This is a genomic window from Pseudomonas sp. Irchel 3H3, assembly GCF_900187635.1.
Taxonomy (GTDB): domain Bacteria; phylum Pseudomonadota; class Gammaproteobacteria; order Pseudomonadales; family Pseudomonadaceae; genus Aquipseudomonas.
Genome location: NZ_FYEC01000007.1, coordinates 218,951 through 243,656, shown reverse-complemented (window position 1 = coordinate 243,656; position 24,706 = coordinate 218,951). Strand labels below are relative to the sequence as shown.

Sequence of the window (24,706 nt, the reverse complement as noted above, 5' to 3'; positions counted from 1 at the left end):
AACCACTTGCGCTTCCGATCACTCGGTAGCGGGAGGCGAATTCTACAGCGTTACACGCTGCTGTCAACACCTCTTTTTCAACTCCTTTCGCGCTTCGATGAACTGAAGCAACCTGCTGCCGAAAACTGCGTAACTCATTGTTTACCAAGGAGTTTTCCGTTTCGACTGCGCCGGAAGTGGGGCGAATTATAGACATCCAGAATCTGCCGTCAACTGCTAATTTGGTTTTTCTATCAATAACCCCAAAACAGCCCTTAATCCCAGCTCTCTATATAGAAGAGCAATGTCCTCCCCCTGGACAACCCCTCCTCCATCACTGCCTCAGGTCCTGCAGCCCCGCGCCATCACCGCCATCGATGTTCACCATCGACCCAATGAAATTCTCTTAAAAATCCTGACGCGTAACATTGGCTCCATACCCACCAAGACACCCCGGAGCACACTCTCATGAAACGCCACCTCATCCTCAGCCTTGCTCTCTCCTTACTGGCCGCCAATGCATTCGCCGCCGACCTCGCACAACCCGTCACCGCCATGCAGCAACCAGCCGTGATCGCCGAAGGTGGCTCCGACCACCTGCAACAAAACCGCGTCGCCGAAGGAGGCTCTGACCGCCTGCAACAGAACCGCGTCGCCGAAGGTGGCTCCGATCGCCTGACCCAGAACCATGCATGAATTGCCGGTCGGCAATACTCAACAAAAAGCCCGGAACACTCTGCCGGGCTTTTTTTCGTCGACTTTCTGCACTAGCCCGCGGCTGCGCGCTTCATACAACGCTGATAACGCTCATCGACACGCTTGGCGAACCACGCGGTGGTGAGCTTGCGGGTGATTTTCGGACTCTGTAGCTCGATCCCCGGCAGCACCGCCCTGGGCAACGCCTTGCCTTGCGACTTTTCGGCCAGCGCGAATACCCGCTTGTAGAGTTTGCTGTCTTCGAAAGCCAGGCTGTCTCCCAGCTCCAGTTGATCGCGGATGGTGCTGTTGCGCATATCCAGGCGTTTACCCAGGCTGCGCACTGCAAGCTCAGTCGAGCCCGGCAGCAGCGAACCGTAGCGAATCAAGTCTCCATCCAGGGCCAGGGAGCCGCCGGTCGCGCGATTCAGCGCAGCCTGGAATGCCGCATTGCGGCTGGCGTACCAACCGGCATTGAAATCGGCGAAGCGGTACAGCGGCTGGCTGTAGTTCACCGGGTAGCCAAGCAAATGGGCGATGCCGAAGTACATGCCGCCCCGCCGGGTGAATACCTCGCGACGGATCGAGCCGTCCACCGGGTACGGATAGTTGCGCGCCTGTTTCTCGGCAAACGCAATGCTGACCTGCATCGGCCCACCGGTATGCACCGGGTTGAACCCGCCGAACAGGGTCTTGCCCATAGGCACCCGGCCAATGAAGTCATCGAAGATCGCGCTGAGCTCTTTTTCGCTACGCGCCGCATTCAACCGGTCGCTGTAACTCTTGCCATTGGTCGAGCTGACCTGCAAGGCCCCCCGCACCAGGAGACTGGGGATATGCGCCCTGGCAGCACGGCGGTCGATCTCGTCCCGGGCAATCTTGCCCAGCCCCGGTACTTTCGGGTCAGCCTGAAAGGTCGACTCCTGTTCGGTCACCGCCAGCACCGAGCAGAGGTTCTGCGAGGTGGCAGGAATCTCCTGCGCGGCAAACGCACTATAGATGTCGTTGGCCCAACCTTGCCGGTCCACCGTACTGGCGGGCAGCAAGCGCACGATCTGAGTTTTGACCTGTTCCGGCTTGGGCGCCGCATCGCGGCTACCCTGGCTCGCACACCCGGCCAGCAACAACAGTGTGGCGAGGCTGATGATCAATTGATTGGCTTGCATGGAGTGGCTCAAGGGTCCTTTTGACCGACCGGGCGAGTGACACGCACTACACTCCGGTGTTTTCCTATGGAAAAGCAAGCCGCGTTGCACTTCAATGAACGATTGCTTGCGGGTGCTCTGACACCCGATCACCGACTGGAGTTCGCTGGCATGCTGACAATGGATTTTCTGCTGACCTCACTGATCGTGGTGCTGATACCCGGCACTGGCGTGATGTTTACCCTCTCCACTGCGCTGGCCGCCGGCAAACGAGCCAGCGTCTACGCGGCGCTGGGCTGCACGGGCGGGATCGTGCCGCACCTGATGGCCTCGATGCTGGGCCTGTCGGCGATCCTGCATATCAGCGCGCTGGCGTTCCAGGGATTGAAGTTTGCCGGAGTCGCCTACCTGCTGTACCTGGCCTACGCCACCTGGCGCGATCGCACGGCCTTTGCTATCAGCGATGCTCCGCTCAACCTGAGTGGCGGCACCATCATGCTGCGCGCTGGCCTGCTCAACCTGCTCAACCCCAAGCTGACGATATTCTTCCTGGCGTTTCTCCCGCAGTTCATCACACCCAACGGGCCGTCGGCCACAGTGCAGATGCTCACCTTAAGCACAGTGTTCATGTTGATGACCTTTGCGGTGTTTGTGATCTATGGCTTACTGGCGAACTTTTTTCGCACAGCCGTCATCGAGTCATCTACCGTCCAGAACTGGCTGCGCCGCGGATTTGCCGCGTCGTTTGCCGCACTGGGCCTGAACCTGGCGTTTGCCCAGCGCTGAGCCTCCCCTTGCATTGGGTGGGGATTTGCGCCGATTCGGTTCTAGACTTTATTCACGCCCTGACGGCCGCGCGCCATCGTACATTCTAAAAACGTGATCAAGAGATCCACCATGACAAGAGTTTCGTTCGCGAGTTTGCCGCTGCTGGTTGTGCTGCTTACCGGCAGCCCTTCGGTGCTTGCCACCGAAGGCAGCGTCGGCAGGCCGATTACTGGCCAGATCGTCTACTCCAATGCCGGGATCATTCCCCCGGAACCCGGTTGGGTAATGTCGATGACCAGTATCTATTACGACGGCGAACTCAGCAGCAAGAAGGCGGCACCGGTGCGCGGAGAAGTCGGTGCCGGCCTGAAGATGAAAGTCTCCTACACCATGACCAACATTACGCGCATCTGGGACACTGGCAAAGGCCCGTGGAACTTCGCCTCGGCGGTCGGCCTGCCCCTGCAGTACACCGACGCCGAAGCCGACTTTACCGGCCCCAGGGGCAACTCCGTCGGCGAGACCGACTACGCTACCCAGTTTGCCGATGCCCTGATCACCCCGATCGCCGCCGGCTACCACTTCAGCACCACCGATCACATTGCCTTGTCGTTGCCGATCTATGTACCGACCGGCGCCTACGACAAGGATCGCCTGGCCAACGCCGGGCAAAACACCTATACCTTCATGCCAACCCTGGCCTATACCCACCTGCTGGGTAATGGCGGCGAGTTGAGCCTGCTGGGCGCGTTCGAGTTCTATACCAAAAACGATGCCACGGATTACCAGAACGGCAGTATTGTACGTCTGGATGGTCTCTGGACCTACGGCCTGGGCAACGGTTGGGCGGCTGGCGTGGTGGGCGGCGTAATCAAGCAGATGACCGACGACGACGGCCCAACGGCCGACCAGTTGAACGGCTTTCGTGGCCACTCGGCCGGGCTCGGCCCGTACCTGGGCTGGAGCGGCAAGTTTGCCGATGCCCAGGCAAGCGTCAATGCCCGCTGGGTGCCCGAGTTCGACTCCGTCAACCGGCCCGAAGGCGATGGCATCAGTGTCAACCTGACGTTGGCGTTCTTCTAGACCTGACGCCTGCGCGGGACTCTCCACCGAGGGTAACGCCATGCACCGCAGCGACGTACTGATCGTAGGCGCCGGCCCCACCGGGCTGGTGTTGGCACTTTGGCTGAGCAAACTGGGGATCCGCGTGCGCCTGCTCGACAAGACCAGCGCCCCCGGCACCACCTCTCGCGCCCTGGCAGTGCAGGCGCGAACCCTGGAACTGTATCGGCAACTGGACCTTGACCAGGCCGTGGTGCAACAGGGTCACCAGGTACCGGCCGTCAATCTGTGGGTCAAGGGCGAACCCACGGTACGCCTGCCATTCGCCGCCATCGGCAAGGACCTGACGCCCTACGCCTTCCTGGAAATCTACCCCCAGGATCAACATGAACGACTGTTGATCGAACGCCTCGAACAATTCGGCGTCGAGGTAGAGCGGGACACCGAACTGCTGGGCTTCAGCGAGCATGACGGTGGCATCACCGCACAACTGCGCCTGCCCGACGGCCAGTTGCAGAGCTGTCAGAGCTGCTATCTGGCCGGTTGCGACGGCGCCCGCTCCAGGGTGCGCAAAACCCTCGACATCGGCTTTCCCGGCGGCACCTACCAACAAGTGTTTTATGTGGCCGACGTCGACGGCGCAGGCCCGGCCTTTAATGGCGAACTGCACGTGGACCTGGATGAAGCAGACTTCCTCGCCGTGTTCCCGCTGGCAGGCGCCGGCCGTGCGCGGCTGATCGGCACGGTACGGGATGAACGTGCCGAGCAGGCCGAGACCCTGCGGTTTGAAGACGTCAGCAGCCGGGCCATCAGCCACCTGAAAGTCGAGGTCAAGCGGGTCAACTGGTTTTCCACCTACCGGGTTCATCACCGAGTCGCGGACGATTTTCGCCGTGGCCGTGCATTCCTGCTCGGTGACGCCGCCCACGTACATAGCCCGGCCGGTGGCCAGGGCATGAACACCGGAATTGGCGACGCGATCAACCTGGCCTGGAAACTGGCAGCGGTACTCAACGGCGGCGCCAACCACAGCCTGCTCGACAGCTATGCCATCGAACGCATGGCCTTTGCCCGCAAACTGGTGAGCACCACCGATCGGGTATTCAGCTTCGTCACAGCCGAAGGCGCCATCGCCGACCTGTTGCGCACCCGCGTGGCGCCGTTGCTGTTACCCAGAATGGCGGCACTGGAGCGCGCTCGCGAGTGGTTGTTTCGCACCGTGTCGCAAATCACCCTGAACTACCGGGCGATGCCACTCAGTGCGGGGCATGCCGGCACAGTGTTCGGTGGCGATCGCCTGCCGTGGGTGCAGGACGCTGACGGCGACAACTTTGCCAGCCTCGCCCTCCCCGCCTGGCAGGTGCATGTGTACGGCGACACCAGCGGGGAAATGCGCGCCTGGTGCAACGAACATCACCTGGCGCTGCAGGTGTTCGCCTACTTACCCGCCCATGCCAACGCCGGCCTGGCGCGCAACGGGTTCTACCTGTTGCGGCCCGACAGCTACGTGGCGCTCGCCGACCCGGGCGCCGACCCGAAACTCATCGAGCGCTATTTTCACGGCCATGGGATCAAGCCGTTCCTGAGCTGAGCGCGCGCCCGTTGCGGGTCAGATTCCGCTAAGCGCCAGGTCCATGGCGAAATAGGTGAAGATCAGGTCCGCACCGGCACGCTTGATCGCGCCCAGGCTCTCGCGCACCACCCGCTCTTCATCGATCGCCCCGGCGGCCGCGCCGAACTTGATCATCGCGTACTCGCCACTGACCTGATACGCCGCCAGCGGCAACCGCGAGGCTTCGCGAATATCGCGGATGATGTCCAGGTAGGCACCGGCCGGCTTGACCATCAGCGCGTCGGCGCCTTCCTGCTCATCCAGCAATGATTCGCGCACGGCTTCGCGGCGATTCATCGGGTTCATCTGGTAGCTCTTGCGATCGCCCTTGAGCGCACTGCCACCTGCCTCGCGGAACGGGCCGTAAAGGGCCGAGGCAAACTTGGTCGAATAGGCCATGATCGACGTCTGGCTGAAGCCGGCTGCGTCCAGGGCGCGACGAATCGCCTGGACCTGCCCGTCCATGGCCGCCGAGGGGGCAATCACATCCGCCCCGGCACGCGCGGCGGCAACGGCTTGCTGGCCAAGGTTGAACAGGGTCAGGTCATTGTCGACCTCGGCGCCATGCATCACGCCACAGTGACCATGGTCGGTGTACTCGCAGAAGCAGGTGTCGGACATGACGATCATTTCCGGCACCGCGTCCTTGCAGATCCGCGCCATGCGCGACACCAGGCCGTTTTCCCGCCAGGTGTCACTGCCGTTGCCATCCAGGTGGTGCGACACGCCAAAGGTCATCACCGACTGAATACCGGCCCGGGCGTAGCGCTCGATTTCACCGGCCAGTTTCGACTCGGGAATCCGTCGCACTCCCGGCATGCTGGTGATCGGTACGAAATCGTCGATTTCTTCCTCGACGAAGATCGGCAGCACCAGGTCGTTGAGGCTGAACTCGGTTTCCTGGAACAGCTTGCGCAGTTGCGGGGTGCGCCGCAAACGGCGTGGACGGGCTTCGGGGAACTGGCTGGACATGAAATTTCCTGGCAGGAGGCCAATGGCCTGGACAAGACAAAAAGTGCTGGAAGCGCGAGCTTATGCCCCTCGCCCCTGCTGGCACAAATGCAGGTAACGCAAGAGTTTATTGCGAAAACGGTAACAATAGAACCCGAGCCCCGTCACCCCCTGACATTTATTCACCGCTCAACTAATCTGGCTAGCACACCCACCCGGGTGACAAACCCCGAAGGATACGGAGTGAGCCCTGATGTTTGAGATACACAACTACGGCAGTTTTATCGCGGCGATCGTGATTTTCCAACTGATCCCCGGCCCCGGCACATTTGCCATCCTCAATGCCACCGCCCGCAACGGCATCGGCGCCGGTTTTGGCGCGGTGCTGGGAACCCTGCTGGGGGACGCGGCCTACATGATTGCGGCTGCCGCCGGCCTCGCAGCGCTGATGACTGCCAACCCGCTGCTATTCCAGGGCCTGCAGTGGTTCGGTGCAGCGTATCTGTGCTGGATGGGCGTGCAAATGTTGCGCAGCCCCGTGGCGCACAATGACGCGGGGCTGGAGCCACATCGTTCGGCACGCACCTATCTGCGCAACGCCCTGGTCATCAGCCTGACCAACCCGAAAGTCATGCTGTTTTTCGTGGCGTTCTTCCCGCTGTTCATCAGCCCAGGGTCGTCGAGTATGACCCTGGTGGCGATGATGCTCCACGTGACCGTGATTAGCCTGCTGTACCAGGGCGCCCTGGTGCTGATCGGCAACGCCGCGGCCATCCGCTTGAAGGCCCTGCCCCTGGCCCGAACGGTCGCCACTCGAGTGGCAGCCGTCGCACTGATCGGCTTTGGCCTCAAGCTCGCGGTCAATAACCGCTAGCCCAGCGCCCAGGTAAGCCACTGCGCCAGGCAGTGGCTTGCCGGTTCAGGGCTTGGGAATTTCCAGCCCACGCACTACCGCCGGACGCGCCAGGAAGCGCTCGAGTACCCGCAGCACATTGGAGAAGTTATTGATCCCCACCAGGTCGCCGGCCTCATAAAAACCGATCAGGTTGCGGACCCACGGGAAGATCGCGATATCGGCGATGGTGTAGCGCTCGCCCATGATCCAGTCGCGCCCTTGCAGGCGCTCGTCGAGCACCTTCAACAAGCGGCTACTCTCGGCGACATAACGGTCCCGCGGACGTTTGTCCTCGTACTCCTTGCCGGCGAATCTATTGAAAAAGCCCAACTGGCCGAACATCGGACCGATACCGCCCATCTGGAACATCAGCCACTGAATCGTCTCGTAACGTGCCGCTGATTCCTGGGCCAGCAGTTGCCCGCTCTTGTCGGCGAGATAGATCAGGATCGCGCCGGACTCGAACAGCGCCAACGGCTTGTCGTCAGGGCCGTGAGGGTCGAGGATCGCCGGAATCTTGTTGTTGGGGTTAAGCGAGAGGAACGCCGGGGACATCTGGTCGTTGCTCTCGAAACTCACGCGATGGGCCTCGTACGGCAAGCCGATCTCTTCGAGCATGATCGAGACTTTGACCCCGTTTGGCGTCGGCAAGGAGTAGAGTTGGAGCCACTCGGGGAACTGGGCAGGCCATTTTTCAGTAATCGGGAAGGCTGACAAATCGGTCATAGTGAACATCCAGTGACAATTTAACGGCTGAATTTTGGCCTAACCGGCGGCACACGGCCGGCCTGTACGCGGGCTAGCTTATAGCGAGCCTGCCGACGCCGGCATCTTAAATCGGAAACATTATGTCGCTAACCTTCCGCCACCCTCACCGCTACCCCGGATAAAGTGCGCGCCCGCAGATTCCAATCGAACCAATCGCCCTCAGCGGACTCTGAAGGCAGCGCGCGCGCAAGACGACTCGCCCAACGACATGGAAAACCATCCGAAGCCGGGAGCTTGCGGTGGAAAGGTTTGTCAGCCTTAACCTGAATGTGCTGAAGAACTACTACTTGATGAGAAACCCACTGCAGATCACCCAACGCCTGAAGCAACGCGCCTTCGTGTTCCTCCCTGCACTGCTGACTACCTGCGCCCTGCTCCTGTCGCTGGAGTCGAGCGAAAGTCGCGCCCAGCCGGTTGACGGCACCCAGACCCTGGTGTTTTTGCGCCATGCGGAAAAACCTGCCGGTGGTCTCGGACAACTCAATTGCCAGGGCCTGAACCGCGCCATTGACCTGGCGCAGCTGCTGCCAGAAAAATTCGGCAAGGCCGATTTCGTGTTTGCCGCCAACCCGACCCGCAATGTCGAGGAAGGCGAGCTCGACAACTCCTACAGCTACATCCGCCCCCTGATGACCATCAGCCCGAGCGCAATCAAGCTGGGCCTGCCGGTGAACATCGAGTTTTCCGCCAACGACACCAGTGAACTGGCGGACGAACTGCTCCACGACAAGTACCACAACTCGATCATCTACACCGCCTGGTCCCACGGCTACCTGCCGGAGTTGATCAACAAGGTGGCGCGCGAAGCGGTGGGCAGCAAACAGTCGATCACCGAGGACTGGGAGTCCGGCGACTTCGACTCGATGTACGTCCTGACGCTGACCTGGCACAACGGCAAGGCCACCTTGCAGAGCCAGCATTACAAGCAGGGCCTGGATAACGGCCAGGAGAGCTGCCCGACCTGACAGGGCGGCCACACCAGCGCAGGGCCCAGGGTGAGGTATGATGCGCGACCTGTCTCCCTGGAACCCCTGTATGTCCAACTTCTTAACCACCCCCAACCGGGGCTGGTCGTTCTGGTGCAAGCCGGCCCTGTTCCTGTTGGTGGCCTGCATTGGCCTCTACTACGTCAAGTGGTCGCCGTACTACTTCAAGGCCTTTACCGCTGCCGACAGCCACAGCATTGGCGCTTCGATTCTCAACGACGCGCAAACCGCGCCCCTGGCCGCCGCATTGACGTACGCCAAGGTGTACTTCCTGGCGATCTGGAAGGCCGCGGTCCTGGCGGTGATCCTCGGTTCACTGTTGCAAGTACTGATCCCGCGGGACTGGTTGCTGCGCCTGTTCGGCCGCGCGGGCTTCGCCTCGACCCTGCGCGGCGGGCTGTTCGCCCTGCCCGGCATGATGTGCAGTTGTTGCGCCGCGCCGGTAGCTGCCGGCATGCGCCGGCAAAACGTGTCCGTGGGTGCGGCGTTGGCATTCTGGATCGGCAACCCGGTGCTGAACCCGGCCACCCTGGTGTTCATGGGCTTTGTCCTGGGTTGGGGCTTTACCGCCCTGCGACTGGTGGCCGGCATCGTGTTGGTGCTGGGGGTTTCGCTGGTGGCCCAGCGCATTTCGCGGCCGGAGCAAGTGCCGCAAGCTGCGCTGCAAGCCGTGGCCAACGTCAGCGCCACGGATTCGCAACCCTTCCTCGGCCGCTGGATTCGCACCCTGTGGCAATTGTTCTGGAGCACCATTCCGGTCTATATCCTGGCAGTACTGGTGCTCGGCGCCGCACGGGTCTGGCTGTTTCCCCACGTTGACGGGGCGATGGCCGACAGCTTGTGGTGGCTGGTACCGCTGGCCATCGTCGGCACCTTGTTCGTGATTCCCACTGCTGCGGAAATCCCCATCGTGCAGACCATGATGGCTCTGGGTATGGGCACCGGCCCAGCGGTTGCGTTGCTGATGACCCTGCCCAGCATCAGCCTGCCGTCGCTGCTGATGCTGCGCAAAGACTTCGACACCCGGGTGCTGGTGACCGTGGCCGTATTGACCATGTTGATTGGCATACTCAGCGGGTTGGTCGGCGCGGCATTACTGTAACGTCACGCTGACCGCTGGCTATCGTGGCGCGTTGCGTTCGCGCAAATACTCGAGCACCGCGCCCTGCTCCCCGGCAAACTCGATGCGCCCGCCTTTCTTCTCCCGTTGAAAGGCGTACATCGGGTCGTAATACTCGCTCAACAACAATTCGATCCAGTGACGAAACCCATCCACCTTGCCCGTGAGCGCCATTTGCGCGAGCGCCTCGTCCATCAGCGTCGCCATACGCTGATGACGTTCGCCCCCCAGGCGCCGGTGAATATTGTTCAGGCTCGATAACAGGCGCTCGGAAAACAGGGCGAATCCCGCCTCTGCGTACTCGGTGACGAACTCGGCATGCAAGTCGATCACGTAATCCTGAAGGATGCGCTCGACCCGGTTGTCCATGTTGTCTTCGAGCCACACCATCGGCCATTGCTGCATGCCCTGATATAGCGGCAGCGGCAACGCGCAGCTTCCGACCATACGGCTTTCATCCTCGAGCACGAACTGCTCCATACCCTGGGCACGTTTTTTCAGCACATCCACCGCCAGGCCGTTTTCGAAATCGATGTTGCCGGGCTGTGACGTCGCACGTTTGCCAAAGCTGGAGCCCCGGTGGTTGGCATGCCCCTCCAGGTCCAGGCCATTGTTCAATTGCACCAGCACTTCGGTTTTGCCAGTGCCCGTCATACCGCCCAGCAGGATGAAGTCGCACTGCGTCACCGCCTGTTCAACCGTTTCCAGCAAAAAGGTACGCATCGCCTTGTAGCCGCCACCGACGCGTGGGTAATCGATGCCAGCTTCTTCCTTGAGCCACTGCTGGACGATCTGCGAACGCAAGCCGCCCCGAAAACAGTAGAGCGCGCCATTGGGATGGGCTTGGGCGAACTCGGTCCAGGCGCGAACACGCGCGTCCTTGACTGGACCGGACACCAGTTGTTGACCCAAGGCAATTGCCGCCTGCTGCCCTTGTTGCTTGTAACAGGTACCAATGCGCTGGCGTTCGATGTCGGTCATCAGCGGCAGGTTGACCACCCCGGGAAACGTGCCCTTGGTGAATTCGATCGGCGCCCGCGTGTCCATCATCGGCCGCTCGCTGAGAAAGATGTCGCGGTAATCGGTGATATCGACGGGCATCAAATCACCTCTACCGCGTTAGTCTGTCGCTCGACCAGTTCACCGATAGGCGCCAGGTCCAACCCCAACTCGGCGGCCACCGCCAGAAATTGCTCGTTGCCCTGCGGTGTCACGGCAACCAGCAAGCCGCCACTGGTCTGCGGGTCGCACAACACACGCTTGTGCAGCTCCTGGACGCGCCCGAGCTTACTGGCATAACTGTCGAAATTGCGCAGGGTGCCACCCGGCACACACCCTTGGTCCAGGTAGTACTCGACACCCGGCAGGCGCGGCACGCGGTCGTAGTAGATGCGAGCAGTCAGGGCACTGCCGTCGGCCATTTCCACCAGATGCCCGAGCAGGCCAAATCCGGTGACATCGGTCATGGCGGTCACGCCGTCGAGCTTGCCGAAGCGGCTCCCAGGCTTGTTCAAGGTGCACATCCAGTCGCGAGCCAGGCCCACGTCACTGTCACGCAGCTTGCCCTTCTTCTCTGCGGTGGTGAGGATGCCGATCCCCAACGGCTTGGTCAGGTACAGCAGGCAACCGGCGGTGGCGGTGTCGTTGCGCTTCATGTGGCGCTTTTGCACCAGCCCGGTGACGGCCAGGCCGAAGATCGGCTCCGGGGCATCGATCGAATGACCGCCCGCCAATGGAATACCCGCCTCGTCACACACCGCACGGCCGCCGCGAATCACTTCCCGGGCAATCTCCGGCGCCAGTACATTGACCGGCCAGCCGAGAATGGCAATCGCCATCAACGGATCGCCGCCCATGGCGTAGATATCGCTGATGGCATTGGTCGCGGCGATTCGGCCGAAGTCGTAGGGGTCATCGACAATCGGCATGAAGAAGTCGGTGGTCGAGACCACGCCGCGCTCTTCATCAATTGCATACACCGCCGCATCATCGCGCGAAGCGTTGCCCACCCAGAGTTTCGGGTCGAGGTTCTGGGCGCCGCTGCCGGCCAGGATCACTTCCAGCACCTGGGGTGAAATCTTGCAGCCACAGCCTGCGCCGTGACTGTATTGGGTCAGGCGAATGGGTTCATTCATGGGGGGCAACTCGTCAAGTCAAGTGGCCCGATTCTAGCAGAGCACAACGCGCCCGAGGCCATGGCCCGTTGCGGCTCCCACACGGCGAGCCAAAAAGCCCCCCGGCGGCAGCTCAGAATCCGAGGGTGAAACTGATCGTCATCGCTTGATCCTTGTTATCGTGGGACAACTGGCCGGAGTAACCAATCCCCAATTTGCCAGCCGAACTGAACTGGTAGTCCAGGCCTGCTTCTACCAACGCGCTGTCCTCGGCGATTGGAACGCCCTGGATGGTGAACGGCATGCCACCGTCAATGAAGGTCAGGTCGGCCTCCGGTTGAGTGTCACCATGGGCATGGCGCCAGCCCAGTGCGGCACGCGGGGTGATCTGCGAGCCGTTGCCCAGCGTAATGCGCTTGCCGGCACGCAAGCCGACCGTGGAGAACGTGATGTCCTGACTGGCATCGGCGCTCAAGCGAGCTTCACCGCCCTTCTCCTTGCCCGTGTCGCTGTCGTAATTGACGTAGGCCAGGCCGACGAAAGGTTCCAGGGCGATACCAGCAGTTTCGACGGTGTAACCGACTTCACCGAACACCTGGGCACTGTCCGCGTCGTAATCGGCTTTCAGGCGATCGTTGTAACTGCCGACACTGACATCGCGCTTGGTTTCGATCTTGTGCCAGCTGTACGCCGCCCCCAAACGCACCGCCAGTGCGTCGAACTGAGCGTTGGTGTAGGCCGCCAGGTGCGTGGTGTTGACCGTGGCGTCGGACCGGCGGTGACTGGCACTCAAGTCACTGCGGGTGTAACCCACAGCAGTACCGGCGCGCCATTGACTGTCGAGTTGCCGGTCGGTGCCCAGCATGAAGCCTGAGACGTTGCGATCCAGACTGGCCGTGTTGCTGTCGCCGTCCATCTCACCCCAACTGCCGAGTACCCGTAACCAGCCAACCATTTCCCCCTGGCAACCTTCGCCACTCAAGCTGTTTTCGCTCGGGGCCAGGCTATTGCGTGGGTCGTCCATGCCCAGGCAGGACGGTTGGCGCATACGGTCGTTGACCGCGTCACGCACGTAGCGCGAGTCTTCAAGTAACGTACTGACGGTACTGGCGTGAATTTCCCCCGACAGACTGTCGAAGGCCGAGCTGGCGGATGCGCGATCCAGATTGAGGATCTGGTTGTGCAAGGCATTCCCTGCATCGTTGTCATCCCCGACGTAGGCATCCAGAGCAGCGGCCACGCTACGCTGGTTGGCGGTCACCGCGACATCGGCAAAGGACGTCTGGTTGCGTTTCAGCGCCAGGCTCACCTGATTGGCGCCATACAACAGTGCGGTGTCAATGAACGCCAGGGCCGGCAGATGGCTGCTGCTGAAGGTACCATTGACGCCACCCCCGGCGGTTATCAGCGAGTAGGTGGTATCACCGGTGTAGGGCGCAAGTTCGCTGACTTGCAAACCACCGCCGAGGGTCGCCGTGCCGTCAACCACCAAAGGCGTGTTGGTGGGTACCATCACACTCAGGTTCAGCGCACCATCGGCGGTGTTGCTGAAGTTGCCCGCGACGCTCAAGGTCCCGGCGCTACCACCAGACTGCACCAATCCGTGGTTGACCAGTGTACCGACGCTGCCGTTACCGCTCAGGCCCGCGCCATTGGCCACGGTGACCGGCCCGGCGAATGTGGTCGGACTGCTGCGATCACCAACTTGCAACTGCCCCTGCTGTACCGACGTGGTGCCGCTGAACGGATGATTGCCGGTGAGCAACACCGTACCGGTGCCCTGTTTGATCAAGTTGCCGATACCGGTCAGCACGCCATTGAACCGGCCATTGCTGGTTTGCATGAAAGCCAGCTGAGCATTGTTGAGGATGTTGCCCTGCAAGCTGGTGGTGTTGCCGGCCAGGGTACCGCCACCTACGGTGGTACCACCACGGTAGGTGTTGGCACCAGTCAGCAACAAGGTACCGGCATCGCGTTTTTCAATGCCGCCGCTGCCAATCAAGGGTGCGTCGATTACGGTCGTGACCCCGGCATTGACCCGCACCACTGGCAACGTTCCGTTGCTGACATGGATCGGGCTCAAGCTACCCCCAGCTCCAGCGACCAGCACGTAGCCCGGGTCGAGGAATTGCAAGCCGGTGAAGCCCTGATTGCCGACCACAGTGACCGTGCCGCCCTGCCCGCCAAACACCGCGAACTTGTTGCTCGATCCTTGGCTTTGAGTACCGCTGGGGTCAGTCCAATTGGTGCCCGTCCCCCAAACACCGCTACCGCCGCTGATAGTGCCGTCAGCATTGGTCTTGCCACCATTCCAGAACTGCACCTGAGCGGATGCCCCCTGCACCAGCAGGTTGACCTGATGGGCCAACGACGTTTGCAGGATCAGGTCCGCGGCTGATACCGGCAGGCTGCCGAAGGTCAAACCGTTGTCTGCCAGGCTGCCACCATAGCGAAACAGTTGATAGACCCCGGCGCCGAAGCCGCCAGCGTCGGTAACGTTGAGCGTGCCGTCGAGGATCAGGTCTGCGTTGATGTCGACTACGGTGGTGGAGCTGGTGGCCGCGCCCAGGCTGAAGTCCAGATTGGTCCCCGACGATAATGCCAGGGTACCGATCGACAGCGGCGACGCTGCATCGCCACCGAACAGTGTCGCGCCACTGGCCAGTTGCACCGAACCGCCCAGTTGGCCACTACCCCCGATCTGCGCACCATTCGCGACGATGACATTGGCGCTGTTGAGTACACCGTCGACCCGCAAGCCACCGGCCTGGACATTGGTGTTGCCGGTGAACGTGTTGTTGCCCGCCAGCAGCAACTGACCGGTACCGGTCTTGCTCAAGGTGCCAACGCCGGTGAGTTGACCGCTATAGGTGCCGTTGCTGGTCTGCTCGAAGGTCAGCGCCGCGTTGTTGAGTATTGCCCCTTGCAGGCTGCGGGTGTCGCCAGAAGTGCTACCACCGTTCAGTGTAGTGCCGCCTTGGTAAGTGTTGGTACCGCTGAGCACCAGGCTGGCGTTGCCATTTTTTACCAGGCTGGCGCCGCGGGAAATCGTACCGCTGAGGGTCGTAGCCTGGTTGCCCGCCAAGGTCAGTTGCGCATCGAGGTGGATGGGGTTGGCCAATTGCAACGTCGAGGTGCTGTCAAGGGTGCCGCCATCGCCTGCCACAAAGAGAATACCGCTGCCGATGGCAGCGTTGCTGCCAAGGATCAGCGTCCCGCCAGACAGATTCGAGGCGCCGTAACTGTTGCTGCCGTTGAGGGTCAGGCTGGCGGCGCCAGTCTTGATCAGGATGCCGTCGCCACTGATCACGCCATTGAGAGTCATGGGGTTGGAACCAGCGAAATACAGTGAACCGTTGAGCAGCATATTGTTATCGAGGCTGACGGCGGTGTTGCTATCCAGCGTGGCACCGTTGGCGGCGGTCAACATGCCAGTGCCAAGGGCCAAGTTGTTGCCCAACACCAGCTTTCCACCGTTGAAAACGGTACCGCCGGTGTAGCCGTTGGCGGCGTTGAGCACCAGGGTACCGAAGTCATACTTACCCAGAGTGCCAGCACCGTTTAGCGCTACACCAAGGGTCGCGGTGGCGTTGGCTTCGACGCGAACCAAGGCGTTACCCAGAGTGCCGTTGATGAGGTTGAGCGAACCCGCCGAGCCGTTCAGCACGCTATAGCCATCGGTGACGAACTGCAGACCGACGATATTTTGCGCGCCGTTGACGGTCACCGTCCCCGCCGCCCCCTGGAACACCGCGAGACCGTTGGCCCAAGTCTGGTTCAGCGTGCCGTCGACACTGGTCCAATTGGTGCTGCCACTGGCCCAGGTGCCGCTGCCGCCATCGATGACGCCGTTACTTACCAGTTGCCCACCGTCCCAGAACTGCACGGGGACGGTCGGTGTGCTGACCAACAGATTGACCTGATTACCGATAGCCGTTTGCAGTTGCAGATCCCCTGGCGTGACGCTGCCGGGTACGCTGCCAATGAGCATGCCGTGATCGGTTAGGCCGCCGGAGTAGTTAATCAGCCGATACACGCCGTTGCCAAAACCGCCGAAACCACTGACGTTGAGGGTGCCATCGAGCGTCAGGTTGCCGTTGACATTCAGCAACGCATTGCCGCCGCCGGCCTCCGGAGTACCTAGGCTCACGTCCAGGTTCGAGCTGGCACCCAATACCACAGAGCCCGTCAGTAAGCCCAAGCCGCTGCCCACGGCCAGGTGGCCGCCATCGAGCACATGCACGCTGCCGGCAATACCACCGACGGTGCCAAAGCCCGTCAGGGTAGCGCCGCTGTTAACGACCACGTTGGCACTGGCCAGCGAGCCGGTCAAATTCAGAGTGCCACTATCGATACGGGTATCGCCGGTTAAGTTGTTGTACCCAGTCAGGGTCAGGGTGCCACTGCCGAGTTTGCGCAGCTCGCCAGTGCCGGTAAGGATACCGTCGAAGGCGCTGCTCTGATTACCGCCACCGACGCTCAAGGTGTTGCCGGCGCTGATCAGCGCGTAGCCACTGCCAGTCAGGCTGGCGACGCTCGCCGAGCTGCCGAGATTGAGCCGACTCCCAGCTGCCAGATTAACGCCTGCGTTGCTGCCAAGTGCCGAACTGCCAAGCGTACTCAGGCTGCCGCCGAGCACATTGAACTGCCCAGTGAAGGTGTTGGCGCCGCTGAGGGTTAGGTCGGCCAGACCCTCCTTGTTCAAAGTCTCAGTACCGGCAACCACGCCAGACAGGGTCAGGTTATTACTCCCGGCCACCGTTAACGCGGCATTGAGGTTGAGGCCATTGGACAGGCTCAGTGCCGAGGTGCTGTCCAGGCTCGAGGTACCCTCGACCGTCAACACACCGGTACCCAAGGCATTGGCACTACCGAGGATCAGGTTGCCCACGTTCAGGGTGGTCCCACCATGGAAGGTGTTGATGCCATCGAGTGTCAGGTCGCCGTTACCGCTCTTGACCAGCGCTCCGGTACCCGCAATCACTCCGGACAGCGTGACACCATTGCCGCCTTGCAGAACGGCGCCATTGATACCCAGGGTGATCGGGTTACTCAGGTTCAGGCCAGGGCTACTGGCCTGCAAAATCCCGCCATTGACAGTCAAGGCACCGCTACCGAACGTTGCGTTGTTGTTGAACAGCGCCACTCCGCCATTCAGCGTCGAACTGCCACTGACCAACGGCCCCTCCAGCGTCCAGGTGCCACTGTCGAGCCGCAGATTATTGAAGTTGATGTAGTTGACGCTGGATGCGGTGCCGACACCTGAGGCGCCGCCACCGCTCCCGATCGGGTTTTGCAGGATCAAATTGTTGTTGCCACCAGCACCACCGTCGACCTGGCCGGTTGGCGCATAGGTCAGGTTGATTCCGACCGGTGCGCCCAAGCTGAGCCCTGCTCCACCGCCGTTCGAGATGCTCGAGCCCGTGACCGCAGTGAAGGTGTTGGTGCTGTTCGCCCCCATCGAGACACCGCCGCTGATGGTACCTGTGTTGATGAAGGAGTTGCCGCCCACCGAAGATTCGAATGCCACCCGCCCGACAATGGAACCGGCGTTGCTCATGGAAACCTGCGAACCACCATAGACCGCCACCACCGGTGCATCGGATCCGGTCAGGGTCAACCCGAGCAACGCTGAGGAGTCGATGGTGCCACTGTTGCTGATACTCGTGCTGCCACCCGCACCGTTGTTGATGTTCAATGCCATGCCGTCGAGGGAGGTAAGTGCTTGGCCGAGGACACCAGCCGATCCTCGAAAGATACCGCTGCCTGCGTTACTGATATTGACTGTCGAAGCGGTTGCATTACCGACCACTACGCCGTTACTGAGCTGAGTAATCAAACCGGCGAATGCAGGATCGACCGTCCCGGCGTTATTAAGGGTGACGTTGTTGCCGGTCAGGCTCAACGCGGCGCCACCTAGGGTTGCATTGAGCCCGGCGCCACTGGTCACGTTGACGGTCAGGGCATCGACCGAACTGGAGAAGGTATTGAGTAAAAGTGGCAGCGTCGGCACACCGGTACAAGTGACCGTAGCCCCGGCAGAAGGACTGGTGGGTGAGCACGCTGCCGTAGCCTGAGGGCTGGCAAGGCCAAAAAAAAGCCCGGAAAGCCCAAGGCGCACGGCCAACGACAACGGGGAAAGATTACAAACGACATACATGCGTTGACGTGCGTTCATGTTCAACTCCTTCTCAGGACAGCACTTCATCCATGAGTACGTGCTTTGCGCTAAACAACTCACTGAATCAACACGCACCAACATCAAGCGTCGGACCGTGGCAACGACCGGTTGATCAGTAACTTAGACGAGGCTGCGCGGAGCACAACCTTCAGCCACGGTAAATAGTATTAATACTTTCGTGGAGATAGTGGTCATCGTCCCTTGATCCAACGTTCATTCAAGGCATCAGGAGCACCTTGTCACCCAGACCGTTCGAGTCCCTCGTTCGACGCCGCAGGGCAATCCAAGTGAATTATTCCGACCGCAGGCGATCACTCTAAAATAACAGGGAGGAATAGCGGCACATGATCAACGCAAAATTGTTCGTCATCGAATACACCCTTCACGGTGTGCCCAAGTCTTTCATCATCCGCCAGGAAAAGATGGACAACGCCGAGGCCTGGCACTGGGCCAGTTGCGACGCGGGGGTTGGGCGCATTGGCCGCTTCGGCCGAGAGAAAGTGAAGAAGACCAGCAAGCCGGCGGCGGAGAAGTTCGGCATCGAAAACGTCACGTGGCGGCCCACCAGCTGAAGCGTGCACGACCTCGCCGCGGGCGCCGAGATGGCGCCCACGGTGAGGTCGTAGCCACTAGCCGTGAGTCCCTTTGGCACATTGGCAACCCGCCGTCGTGCAGGCTTCGCCGTGCTCATGATGCTTGGCGCAGCCCTCGCAACAGTAGTGCTTGCCATGCCGGACAATCGAATGCTCGCCCAGTTTGCACTTGCAGTTGGGACAGGCGCAGGTGTCTGCTTTCATCAGTCTGACTCCATGGGTGTGGTCGTCCAGAAGCGAACCCAATGTCGCCTCTCAAGCACTGACCGCACCCACCGACATGCCCTTGCGGCCCTCGCTCCTGATAGAGGGTAGTCGATAAACCTCAGGCGGCCTGCCGACTACTGCTGCGGTACATCAACACCAGCGCCAGCCCCAGGCAGACCATGGCCAGGAGCCGATTGGTGGACAACTCGATGGGCGGATTACCCAGCCAGCCGAAATTGTCGATCAGCATGCCCATGCCCAACTGGCCGACGATCACTGCCACCGTCGCCACCGCCGTTCCGATCCGGGGCACGGCGCCGACCATCACCAGCATATACACCACGCCGAACAGCGCTCCGCTGAGCTGCCACTTCGGCACCTCCAGCAGGCTGACGGCATGGGCCGGCTCGAAGAACAGAATCAGCAAGGCGGTAGTGATGGCTCCCACCACAAAGGTCAACAGGCTACTGCGCAACACACCGACCGCCTGGCCCAGCCGGCCGTTGATCGCTGCCTGCACACTCAATACCGCACCGGCCGCGACGACCACCAGCAACAACCCAAACAGATTCATGTTCAACCCCGCGCAATCAGGACAAGAGCAACAACGATCAGCAGCAAGGCCAACCAGCGCTCCCGGTTGACCGGTTTGCGCGCGGCCCCGAACCAGCCGAAATGGTCGATCAGCACACTCTTGCCAACCTGGCCGGAGAGGATCGCAATCATCGTCATGGCAATCCCGATCACCGGGGTCGCCAAGGTGAGCACCACCACGTACATCGGCCCGAGCAACCCGCCGATCAACTGCCAGCGCGGCAAGCTGCAAAGTGCCGGCCCCGGTTGCGGACCGCTGAACAGCAACAACAGAAACAGGATGGCCGAGCCAACCCCGAAAATGCTCAGGGTCGCCCACAAATGCCCCACCTGGACGCCCAGCGGCCCCAGCAAACCCGCCTCCACCGACAGGCCCATGCCCGCGAGGATCACCAGCGGTAGCAGCAACAGGCGGGTGAGTGGGTTAGGCCGCGGGGTGACAGCGGCCCCGGTGGCCTCACTGATAGAACCTGAAGACATGACAACTCCTGCAAAGGGTGAAAAGAATGACGGGCATTATCAATTGCCCGACCTTTGCGATAAATGCGACTCTGTCGACAACACTTTTGCGCAACTCGCACAGCAGGCTGCTACATGCAAGGTCTCAACGAACTCAGTTTCAAGGCGCTACGGCTGTTCGTCGCGGTTCTCGATCACGGCAGTTTTTCCGAGGTCGCGCGCCGCGAAGGCGTGGCGCCTTCATCGATCTCGCGGCAGATCCAGTTGATGGAGCAGGCCCTCTGTCAGCAATTGCTTTACCGCCATACCCGGGCTGTGACCCCGACCGAAGCCGGGCGCCTGCTCGGCCAGCATGCCCGCGTGGTGCTGGTGCAACTGGAAGAAGCCGAACAAGCCTTGCAGGAACAGGCCAGCGAACCCAGTGGCCTGGTGCGTATCAACGCGCCAGTGGTGTTCGCCCAGTTGCACCTGTCGCCCTGGATCGCCGAGTTGTGCCAGCGATATCCCCGGCTGCAACTGGATATCCAGCAAACCGACCGCTACGTCGATCCGCTGCAGGAAGGCTGCGACCTGCTGTTTCGCATCGGCGCCCTGCACGACTCCAGCATGCAGGGCCGCGTGGTCGCGCCGCAGCGCTATCACGTCGCCGCCAGCCCAGCGTACCTGGCACGCCATGGCACCCCTCGGCATCCCGCGGAACTGGTGCGGCACCAATGCCTGGCCTACAAGGGTGACTCCGGTCTGCAACGCTGGTTCTTCCGCCAGGACCAGGGCGACTGGACCCCCTATTCGGTCAGGGGTCCACTCACCGGCAACCACGCCGACACCCTGACCCAGGCTGCCGAACAGGGTATGGGCCTGGTGATGTTTCCTTCCTGGCTGATCGGCGAGGCCCTGGGCCGGGGCAAGCTGGTGCAGGTGCTCGGCGACTTCCAGGCATCCAACAGCCTCGAACCCCAGCAGATCGCCATTCTCTGGCCTGGCAGTCGACGCTTGTCGGTGAAAGTGCGCGCGGTGATCGATTTTTTCGTCGAGCGTTTTGGCACGGTGCCCTACTGGGACCAGTAAGGCGCAGCGGGTTTATCGCAGCAGTTGCACGATCAGCCAACTGTTCGCCGCGCTGATCACCACAAACAACCCCCAGACCAACACTCGGGTCGGCAGTCGCCGCTGCCAGCTTGATCGCATCCCGCTTGCTGGCCAGGTCCTTGCCGACCAGCCGCGTCTGCACGATCGAGGTGTGCACAACGGTGATGTTGCAGCTTAGAGGCTTCAGGCGCCAGGGCGAAGCCTTGTATGCTGTGTGCCCCGCCATCGAACAAGGAACGCTCCGTGCTGCTGTTGAAACTCGTGCTGATCCCCGGTTTTCTCCTGCTGATTTCCCTGGCCGGCAAGCGCTGGGGACCGAGCGTCGCGGGATGGCTATCGGGGTTGCCGGTCGTGGTCGGGCCGATCCTGTTTTTCCTCGCGGTCGAGCAAGGTCCGGCATTTGCGACCCAGTCGGCGATTGCGGCGCTGTCGGCCATGGCGGCGATGATTACCTTCTGCGTGGTCTACGCCCAGGCCGCGCAACGCTGCAACTGGCCGGCGGCGTTGCTGATTGCCCTGTTGAGCTGGAGCCTGGTGGCGGTAGTGCTGTCAGTGCTGCCCGCGTCGCTGCTGTTGTCGACGATCGCTGCGGCCACCGCCTTGCTCGCGGCACCCCACCTGTTCCCCGCCGTACAGCCCTTGCTCGCAGGCCCCGCGCCGAAGTCCGACAAACTGTTGCTGCGCATGCTGGCCGGGGCGTTGCTGACCCTGGCGGTGACCTGGTTCGCCAGCACCCTGGGTGAGCGCTGGAGCGGTTTGCTCGCGGTATTCCCGGTGCTTGGCAGCGTAATGGCGGTGTTCTCCCAGCAAACCCGGGGGCCGGCATTCACCGCCGCGCTGCTCCGCGCCACCGCTACCGGCATGTACGCCTTCGCGGCCTTTTGCCTGACCCTGGCCTTGACCTTGCCGCGCTGGGGCGGCTGGGCCTTTGTGCTCGCAGTGGCGGTGGCGCTGGTGATGCTGCTGCTAACCAAGCGGCGGGCCGCGCCCTCACACCTGCGCAGCGGGACGGCGCCTTCGGTCAAACCCTGAGAACCGAGCCGCCGGCAAGTTCGTGCTGGAGTGAGTGAGGGACCCCGTGGGATGATCGTCACCTCGCGCGATCACACCCGGAGACTCGCATGTCGCTGCTGAAAAAAATTATCGTCAGTAAAGCCGCTGTTCTGTTGCTGACAGCGCTCACCACCTTCGGCGCCGCCAGCGTCTACGCCGCCAGCCAGCCGACGACCAAGACTGCAACCGCGGAAAAAGTCGCGGTGCTGGGCAACAAATTCACCTTCAGCCTGCCCAAGGGTTTTATTGCCAACCCATTGCCCGGAGGTGATGCGTCCAATGGCACGTCCGGCGCCAAGGGCACCATGTACACCAATCAGCAAAGCAAAACCGTGCTGATCATCGCCGAAAACACCCTGCCCGAAGGCCTCAGCGTCAAGGACAACGACGCGGTATTTCTCGACGAGTCCATCTCCGGTTTCGCCAGCCAGCAACGCGAAGCCCTGGCCGGTTTCAATAAACAAAGCGAAAAAAGCCTGACCATCAAAGGCCTCGGCCTGCGCCAGATCGACTTCACCGCTACCCAGGGCGGCGGCCCGACCCTCAACACCAGCCTGCTGGCCGGCTCCGGCACGCAGATGATGCTGATTCAGATCATCTCCCGCGCCGACGACCAAGCCGGACACGCGGCCCTGGTGAAGAGCATCCTCGGCGAAAAATAACCCGGCGAGTTACTGATTAAGTCGTAACAGCCAGGCGTTGAGGTCCTCGATCTCCCGCTCGCTGATACTGTGCCCGAGCCCCGGATACGCATGGAACTCGGGCACCAGGCCCAGCCCCGACAACAGGCTGTTGGCGTCACTGCCATCGGTGAAGGGCAAGCGCTGGTCATCCGTACCGTGTCCGATGAAAATCGCCAGCGAGGCCTGCGCCGGGTCGGCCTTGAGCTGACTGCGCAGCACCGGCAGCACCTTGCCACTCAACGCCGCTATCCCACGCACCGCCGTGGGATGACGCAGCGCGACCTCGTAAGACATGATCGCGCCCTGACTGAAGCCCACCAGGAATACCCGATCGGCCGTGGTGTGATACTTGTTCGCCGCCTTCGTGACAAAGTCCGCCAGCAACGCGGCACTGCGCTGCAAGTCATCGCTGTCGCCGTCGTACGCCCCGTCCCCCTTCTTGTGAAACCACTGATAACTGCCCTGCTCCAGCACCTGCGGCGCACGTACTGTCAAATAGGTATAGGACGCCGGCAATCCCTCCTTGAGACTAAACAGATCCGCCTCGTTGCTGCCGTAGCCATGAAGAAAAATCACCAGCGGCTGATTGGCCGAGCCGGGGGGCGATTGTTCGAGGTACTGCAGCGGCAGATCGTCGTGCAGCACCGATTGGGCCTGGACGACCGGGGATACCAGCAACAGAAATACGGCAAACAACTTGAGCATGGACCTTCCTTTAATCGGGCGGGTTCGCGGGGCAGCGTAGCATGCGAGCGGAAGTGGGGAATGGATGGAGGCCGGAGTGCGGCGACCTTGGTCAAGGGCGGCGAGGACTGCGTCCTCGAACGCAGCCTCGACAGCTGCTACGGGGGATGGGGGTATTGCCGAGATCTGTGGTTTTTGCTGGGCCGGCACTCCGGCGCTTGTAAAAAAGTGGCAACCGCGTCAATGGTGGCCACCTTTTCCAACGCTGAAATTACTCGCCGTAAACGTCGAAATTGAAGTACTTGTCCTGTACTTGCTTGTACTTGCCATTGGCGCGGATTTCAGTGATAGCGGTGTTGAACTTGTCCGCCAGCTCCTTATCGCCCTTGCGCACGGCAATGCCCGCACCGCCGCCGAAGTACTTCGCGTCTTCATAGGTCGGGCCAACAAACGCAAAACCTTTACCGGCGTCGGTTTTCAGGAAACCGTCGTCCAGGGTGACCGAGTCGGCCAGCATCGCGTCGAGGCGGCCGGAGACCATGTCCAAATTGACTTCCTGCTGTGAGCCGTAGCGCACCAGGACGATACCGGCCGGCTGCAGCACTTCGGTGGCGAAACGGTCGTGGGTACTGGCACGCAGAACCCCGACTTTCTTACCCTTGAGCTCGGTCAGCGGGTCCTTGATGTCGGATCCAGCCTTCATCACGAAGCGTGCCGGGGTGTGGTAGTACTTGATGCTGAAGTCGACGTTCTTCTTGCGGTCGTCAGTGATGGTCATGGACGACAGGATCGCGTCGATTTTCTTGACCTTGAGCGCGGGAATCAGGCCATCGAATTCCTGCTCGACCCAGGTGCACTTGACTTGCATCTGCGCGCACAGCGCGTCGCCGATGTCCACGTCGAAACCGGTCAGCTTGCCGTCAGGGGTTTTCATCGAGAACGGCGGGTAACCGGCTTCGATACCGATACGGATCGGCTTGGCGTCTGCGGCTACAGCCGAGAGGGACAATACGGACAGTGCCAGAGCACCGAACATCACTAGCTTCTTCATTTATAACTCCTGTGTG

Annotated in this window: 21 protein-coding genes and 1 pseudogene; 11 read left to right on the top strand and 11 right to left on the bottom strand. The window is 61.4% G+C overall.

Annotated elements, in window-relative coordinates:
- Positions 1 to 447: 447 nt before the first annotated feature.
- A complete protein-coding gene (locus tag CKW24_RS11205; protein WP_095167898.1) occupies positions 448 to 675 on the top strand; it encodes a hypothetical protein in 228 nt (75 codons plus the stop codon).
- Between the two features lie 71 nt (positions 676 to 746).
- Here CKW24_RS11205 and CKW24_RS11200 read toward each other — a convergent pair whose 3' ends face one another.
- Positions 747 to 1,841, bottom strand: coding sequence for a DUF1615 domain-containing protein (locus CKW24_RS11200; RefSeq protein WP_095167897.1), 1,095 nt, complete (start codon positions 1,839 to 1,841; stop codon positions 747 to 749).
- A 150-nt stretch (positions 1,842 to 1,991) separates the two neighbouring features.
- Here CKW24_RS11200 and CKW24_RS11195 point away from each other — a divergent pair, with 150 nt between their 5' ends.
- From CKW24_RS11195 to CKW24_RS11185, 3 genes are all read left to right on the top strand, one after another.
- Positions 1,992 to 2,606: a LysE family translocator gene (locus CKW24_RS11195; protein WP_095167912.1), complete on the top strand. Its 615-nt coding sequence runs from the start codon at positions 1,992 to 1,994 to the stop codon at positions 2,604 to 2,606.
- Positions 2,607 to 2,717: 111 nt separating this feature from the next.
- The gene (locus CKW24_RS11190) at positions 2,718 to 3,671 is read left to right on the top strand and encodes a transporter (protein ID WP_095167894.1); all 954 of its coding nucleotides are present in this window, start codon (positions 2,718 to 2,720) and stop codon (positions 3,669 to 3,671) included.
- A gap of 40 nt (positions 3,672 to 3,711) precedes the next feature.
- Positions 3,712 to 5,241, top strand: coding sequence for an FAD-dependent oxidoreductase (locus tag CKW24_RS11185; RefSeq protein ID WP_095167892.1), 1,530 nt, complete (start codon positions 3,712 to 3,714; stop codon positions 5,239 to 5,241).
- Between the two features lie 18 nt (positions 5,242 to 5,259).
- Here CKW24_RS11185 and hemB read toward each other — a convergent pair whose 3' ends face one another.
- Entirely contained in the window at positions 5,260 to 6,234 is a 975-nt protein-coding gene (gene hemB / locus CKW24_RS11180; RefSeq protein ID WP_095167889.1) for a porphobilinogen synthase, read from the bottom strand.
- A gap of 232 nt (positions 6,235 to 6,466) precedes the next feature.
- Here hemB and CKW24_RS11175 point away from each other — a divergent pair, with 232 nt between their 5' ends.
- Positions 6,467 to 7,087: a LysE family translocator gene (locus CKW24_RS11175; protein WP_095167887.1), complete on the top strand. Its 621-nt coding sequence runs from the start codon at positions 6,467 to 6,469 to the stop codon at positions 7,085 to 7,087.
- 45 nt (positions 7,088 to 7,132) lie between these two features.
- On the opposite strand, the gene CKW24_RS11170 is transcribed toward CKW24_RS11175, so the two are convergent.
- Positions 7,133 to 7,834 (bottom strand): glutathione S-transferase N-terminal domain-containing protein, encoded by a 702-nt coding sequence (locus CKW24_RS11170; RefSeq protein WP_095167885.1) that lies wholly within the window; start codon positions 7,832 to 7,834, stop codon positions 7,133 to 7,135.
- A gap of 332 nt (positions 7,835 to 8,166) precedes the next feature.
- Between CKW24_RS11170 and CKW24_RS11165 the strand changes: the two genes are divergently transcribed.
- Both CKW24_RS11165 and CKW24_RS11160 read left to right on the top strand, forming a co-directional pair.
- Positions 8,167 to 8,841: a histidine phosphatase family protein gene (locus CKW24_RS11165; protein ID WP_095167910.1), complete on the top strand. Its 675-nt coding sequence runs from the start codon at positions 8,167 to 8,169 to the stop codon at positions 8,839 to 8,841.
- Between the two features lie 70 nt (positions 8,842 to 8,911).
- Complete coding sequence (locus CKW24_RS11160; protein WP_095167883.1) at positions 8,912 to 9,964, top strand: permease; 1,053 nt, start codon at positions 8,912 to 8,914, stop codon at positions 9,962 to 9,964.
- An 18-nt stretch (positions 9,965 to 9,982) separates the two neighbouring features.
- Here CKW24_RS11160 and mnmH read toward each other — a convergent pair whose 3' ends face one another.
- The 3 genes and pseudogenes from mnmH to CKW24_RS11145 form a co-directional block, all read right to left on the bottom strand.
- The gene (mnmH, locus tag CKW24_RS11155) at positions 9,983 to 11,083 is read right to left on the bottom strand and encodes a tRNA 2-selenouridine(34) synthase MnmH (protein WP_095167881.1); all 1,101 of its coding nucleotides are present in this window, start codon (positions 11,081 to 11,083) and stop codon (positions 9,983 to 9,985) included.
- Positions 11,083 to 12,117 (bottom strand): selenide, water dikinase SelD, encoded by a 1,035-nt coding sequence (gene selD, locus CKW24_RS11150; protein ID WP_095167879.1) that lies wholly within the window; start codon positions 12,115 to 12,117, stop codon positions 11,083 to 11,085. The genes mnmH and selD overlap by 1 nt, the downstream gene beginning before the upstream one ends.
- A 112-nt stretch (positions 12,118 to 12,229) precedes the next feature.
- Positions 12,230 to 17,743 (bottom strand): annotated as a pseudogene (locus CKW24_RS11145) (autotransporter domain-containing protein); the annotation flags it as partial.
- 878 nt (positions 17,744 to 18,621) lie between these two features.
- Between CKW24_RS11145 and CKW24_RS11140 the strand changes: the two are divergent.
- The gene (locus CKW24_RS11140) at positions 18,622 to 18,849 is read left to right on the top strand and encodes a DUF6555 family protein (protein WP_095167875.1); all 228 of its coding nucleotides are present in this window, start codon (positions 18,622 to 18,624) and stop codon (positions 18,847 to 18,849) included.
- A 57-nt stretch (positions 18,850 to 18,906) separates the two neighbouring features.
- Here the strand turns inward: CKW24_RS11140 and CKW24_RS11135 are convergent, their stop codons facing one another.
- From CKW24_RS11135 to CKW24_RS11125, 3 genes are all read right to left on the bottom strand, one after another.
- The gene (locus CKW24_RS11135; RefSeq protein WP_095167873.1) at positions 18,907 to 19,074 is read right to left on the bottom strand and encodes a metallothionein; all 168 of its coding nucleotides are present in this window, start codon (positions 19,072 to 19,074) and stop codon (positions 18,907 to 18,909) included.
- 121 nt (positions 19,075 to 19,195) lie between these two features.
- The gene (locus tag CKW24_RS11130) at positions 19,196 to 19,651 is read right to left on the bottom strand and encodes a DMT family transporter (RefSeq protein ID WP_095167871.1); all 456 of its coding nucleotides are present in this window, start codon (positions 19,649 to 19,651) and stop codon (positions 19,196 to 19,198) included.
- A 2-nt stretch (positions 19,652 to 19,653) separates the two neighbouring features.
- Entirely contained in the window at positions 19,654 to 20,151 is a 498-nt protein-coding gene (locus CKW24_RS11125; RefSeq protein WP_256585451.1) for a DMT family transporter, read from the bottom strand.
- A 114-nt stretch (positions 20,152 to 20,265) separates the two neighbouring features.
- Between CKW24_RS11125 and CKW24_RS11120 the strand changes: the two genes are divergently transcribed.
- The 3 genes from CKW24_RS11120 (at position 20,266) to CKW24_RS11110 (ending at position 22,934) form a co-directional block, all read left to right on the top strand.
- Positions 20,266 to 21,198 carry a LysR family transcriptional regulator gene (locus CKW24_RS11120; RefSeq protein WP_095167869.1) on the top strand — a complete coding sequence of 311 codons (933 nt, stop codon included), beginning with the start codon at positions 20,266 to 20,268 and terminating at the stop codon, positions 21,196 to 21,198.
- Positions 21,199 to 21,462: 264 nt separating this feature from the next.
- Entirely contained in the window at positions 21,463 to 22,251 is a 789-nt protein-coding gene (locus CKW24_RS11115; RefSeq protein ID WP_095167867.1) for a hypothetical protein, read from the top strand.
- Positions 22,252 to 22,340: 89 nt separating this feature from the next.
- Entirely contained in the window at positions 22,341 to 22,934 is a 594-nt protein-coding gene (locus CKW24_RS11110) for a hypothetical protein (RefSeq protein ID WP_095167865.1), read from the top strand.
- Positions 22,935 to 22,943: 9 nt separating this feature from the next.
- Here CKW24_RS11110 and CKW24_RS11105 read toward each other — a convergent pair whose 3' ends face one another.
- A complete protein-coding gene (locus CKW24_RS11105) occupies positions 22,944 to 23,660 on the bottom strand; it encodes an alpha/beta hydrolase (protein WP_095167864.1) in 717 nt (238 codons plus the stop codon).
- 250 nt (positions 23,661 to 23,910) lie between these two features.
- Entirely contained in the window at positions 23,911 to 24,690 is a 780-nt protein-coding gene (locus CKW24_RS11100) for an ABC transporter substrate-binding protein (RefSeq protein WP_095167862.1), read from the bottom strand.
- Positions 24,691 to 24,706 lie beyond the last annotated feature (16 nt).

What these genes read in the sequence shown, in the direction of transcription:
- CKW24_RS11205 (WP_095167898.1), top strand. Translation starts at nt 448, where the DNA reads ATGAAACGCCACCTCATCCTCAGCCTTGCTCTCTCCTTACTGGCCGCC.
- CKW24_RS11200 (WP_095167897.1), bottom strand. Translation starts at nt 1,841, where the DNA reads ATGCAAGCCAATCAATTGATCATCAGCCTCGCCACACTGTTGTTGCTG.
- CKW24_RS11195 (WP_095167912.1), top strand. Translation starts at nt 1,992, where the DNA reads ATGCTGACAATGGATTTTCTGCTGACCTCACTGATCGTGGTGCTGATA.
- CKW24_RS11190 (WP_095167894.1), top strand. Translation starts at nt 2,718, where the DNA reads ATGACAAGAGTTTCGTTCGCGAGTTTGCCGCTGCTGGTTGTGCTGCTT.
- CKW24_RS11185 (WP_095167892.1), top strand. Translation starts at nt 3,712, where the DNA reads ATGCACCGCAGCGACGTACTGATCGTAGGCGCCGGCCCCACCGGGCTG.
- hemB (WP_095167889.1), bottom strand. Translation starts at nt 6,234, where the DNA reads ATGTCCAGCCAGTTCCCCGAAGCCCGTCCACGCCGTTTGCGGCGCACC.
- CKW24_RS11175 (WP_095167887.1), top strand. Translation starts at nt 6,467, where the DNA reads ATGTTTGAGATACACAACTACGGCAGTTTTATCGCGGCGATCGTGATT.
- CKW24_RS11170 (WP_095167885.1), bottom strand. Translation starts at nt 7,834, where the DNA reads ATGACCGATTTGTCAGCCTTCCCGATTACTGAAAAATGGCCTGCCCAG.
- CKW24_RS11165 (WP_095167910.1), top strand. Translation starts at nt 8,167, where the DNA reads ATGAGAAACCCACTGCAGATCACCCAACGCCTGAAGCAACGCGCCTTC.
- CKW24_RS11160 (WP_095167883.1), top strand. Translation starts at nt 8,912, where the DNA reads ATGTCCAACTTCTTAACCACCCCCAACCGGGGCTGGTCGTTCTGGTGC.
- mnmH (WP_095167881.1), bottom strand. Translation starts at nt 11,083, where the DNA reads ATGCCCGTCGATATCACCGATTACCGCGACATCTTTCTCAGCGAGCGG.
- selD (WP_095167879.1), bottom strand. Translation starts at nt 12,117, where the DNA reads ATGAATGAACCCATTCGCCTGACCCAATACAGTCACGGCGCAGGCTGT.
- CKW24_RS11140 (WP_095167875.1), top strand. Translation starts at nt 18,622, where the DNA reads ATGATCAACGCAAAATTGTTCGTCATCGAATACACCCTTCACGGTGTG.
- CKW24_RS11135 (WP_095167873.1), bottom strand. Translation starts at nt 19,074, where the DNA reads ATGAAAGCAGACACCTGCGCCTGTCCCAACTGCAAGTGCAAACTGGGC.
- CKW24_RS11130 (WP_095167871.1), bottom strand. Translation starts at nt 19,651, where the DNA reads ATGAATCTGTTTGGGTTGTTGCTGGTGGTCGTCGCGGCCGGTGCGGTA.
- CKW24_RS11125 (WP_256585451.1), bottom strand. Translation starts at nt 20,151, where the DNA reads ATGTCTTCAGGTTCTATCAGTGAGGCCACCGGGGCCGCTGTCACCCCG.
- CKW24_RS11120 (WP_095167869.1), top strand. Translation starts at nt 20,266, where the DNA reads ATGCAAGGTCTCAACGAACTCAGTTTCAAGGCGCTACGGCTGTTCGTC.
- CKW24_RS11110 (WP_095167865.1), top strand. Translation starts at nt 22,341, where the DNA reads ATGTCGCTGCTGAAAAAAATTATCGTCAGTAAAGCCGCTGTTCTGTTG.
- CKW24_RS11105 (WP_095167864.1), bottom strand. Translation starts at nt 23,660, where the DNA reads ATGCTCAAGTTGTTTGCCGTATTTCTGTTGCTGGTATCCCCGGTCGTC.
- CKW24_RS11100 (WP_095167862.1), bottom strand. Translation starts at nt 24,690, where the DNA reads ATGAAGAAGCTAGTGATGTTCGGTGCTCTGGCACTGTCCGTATTGTCC.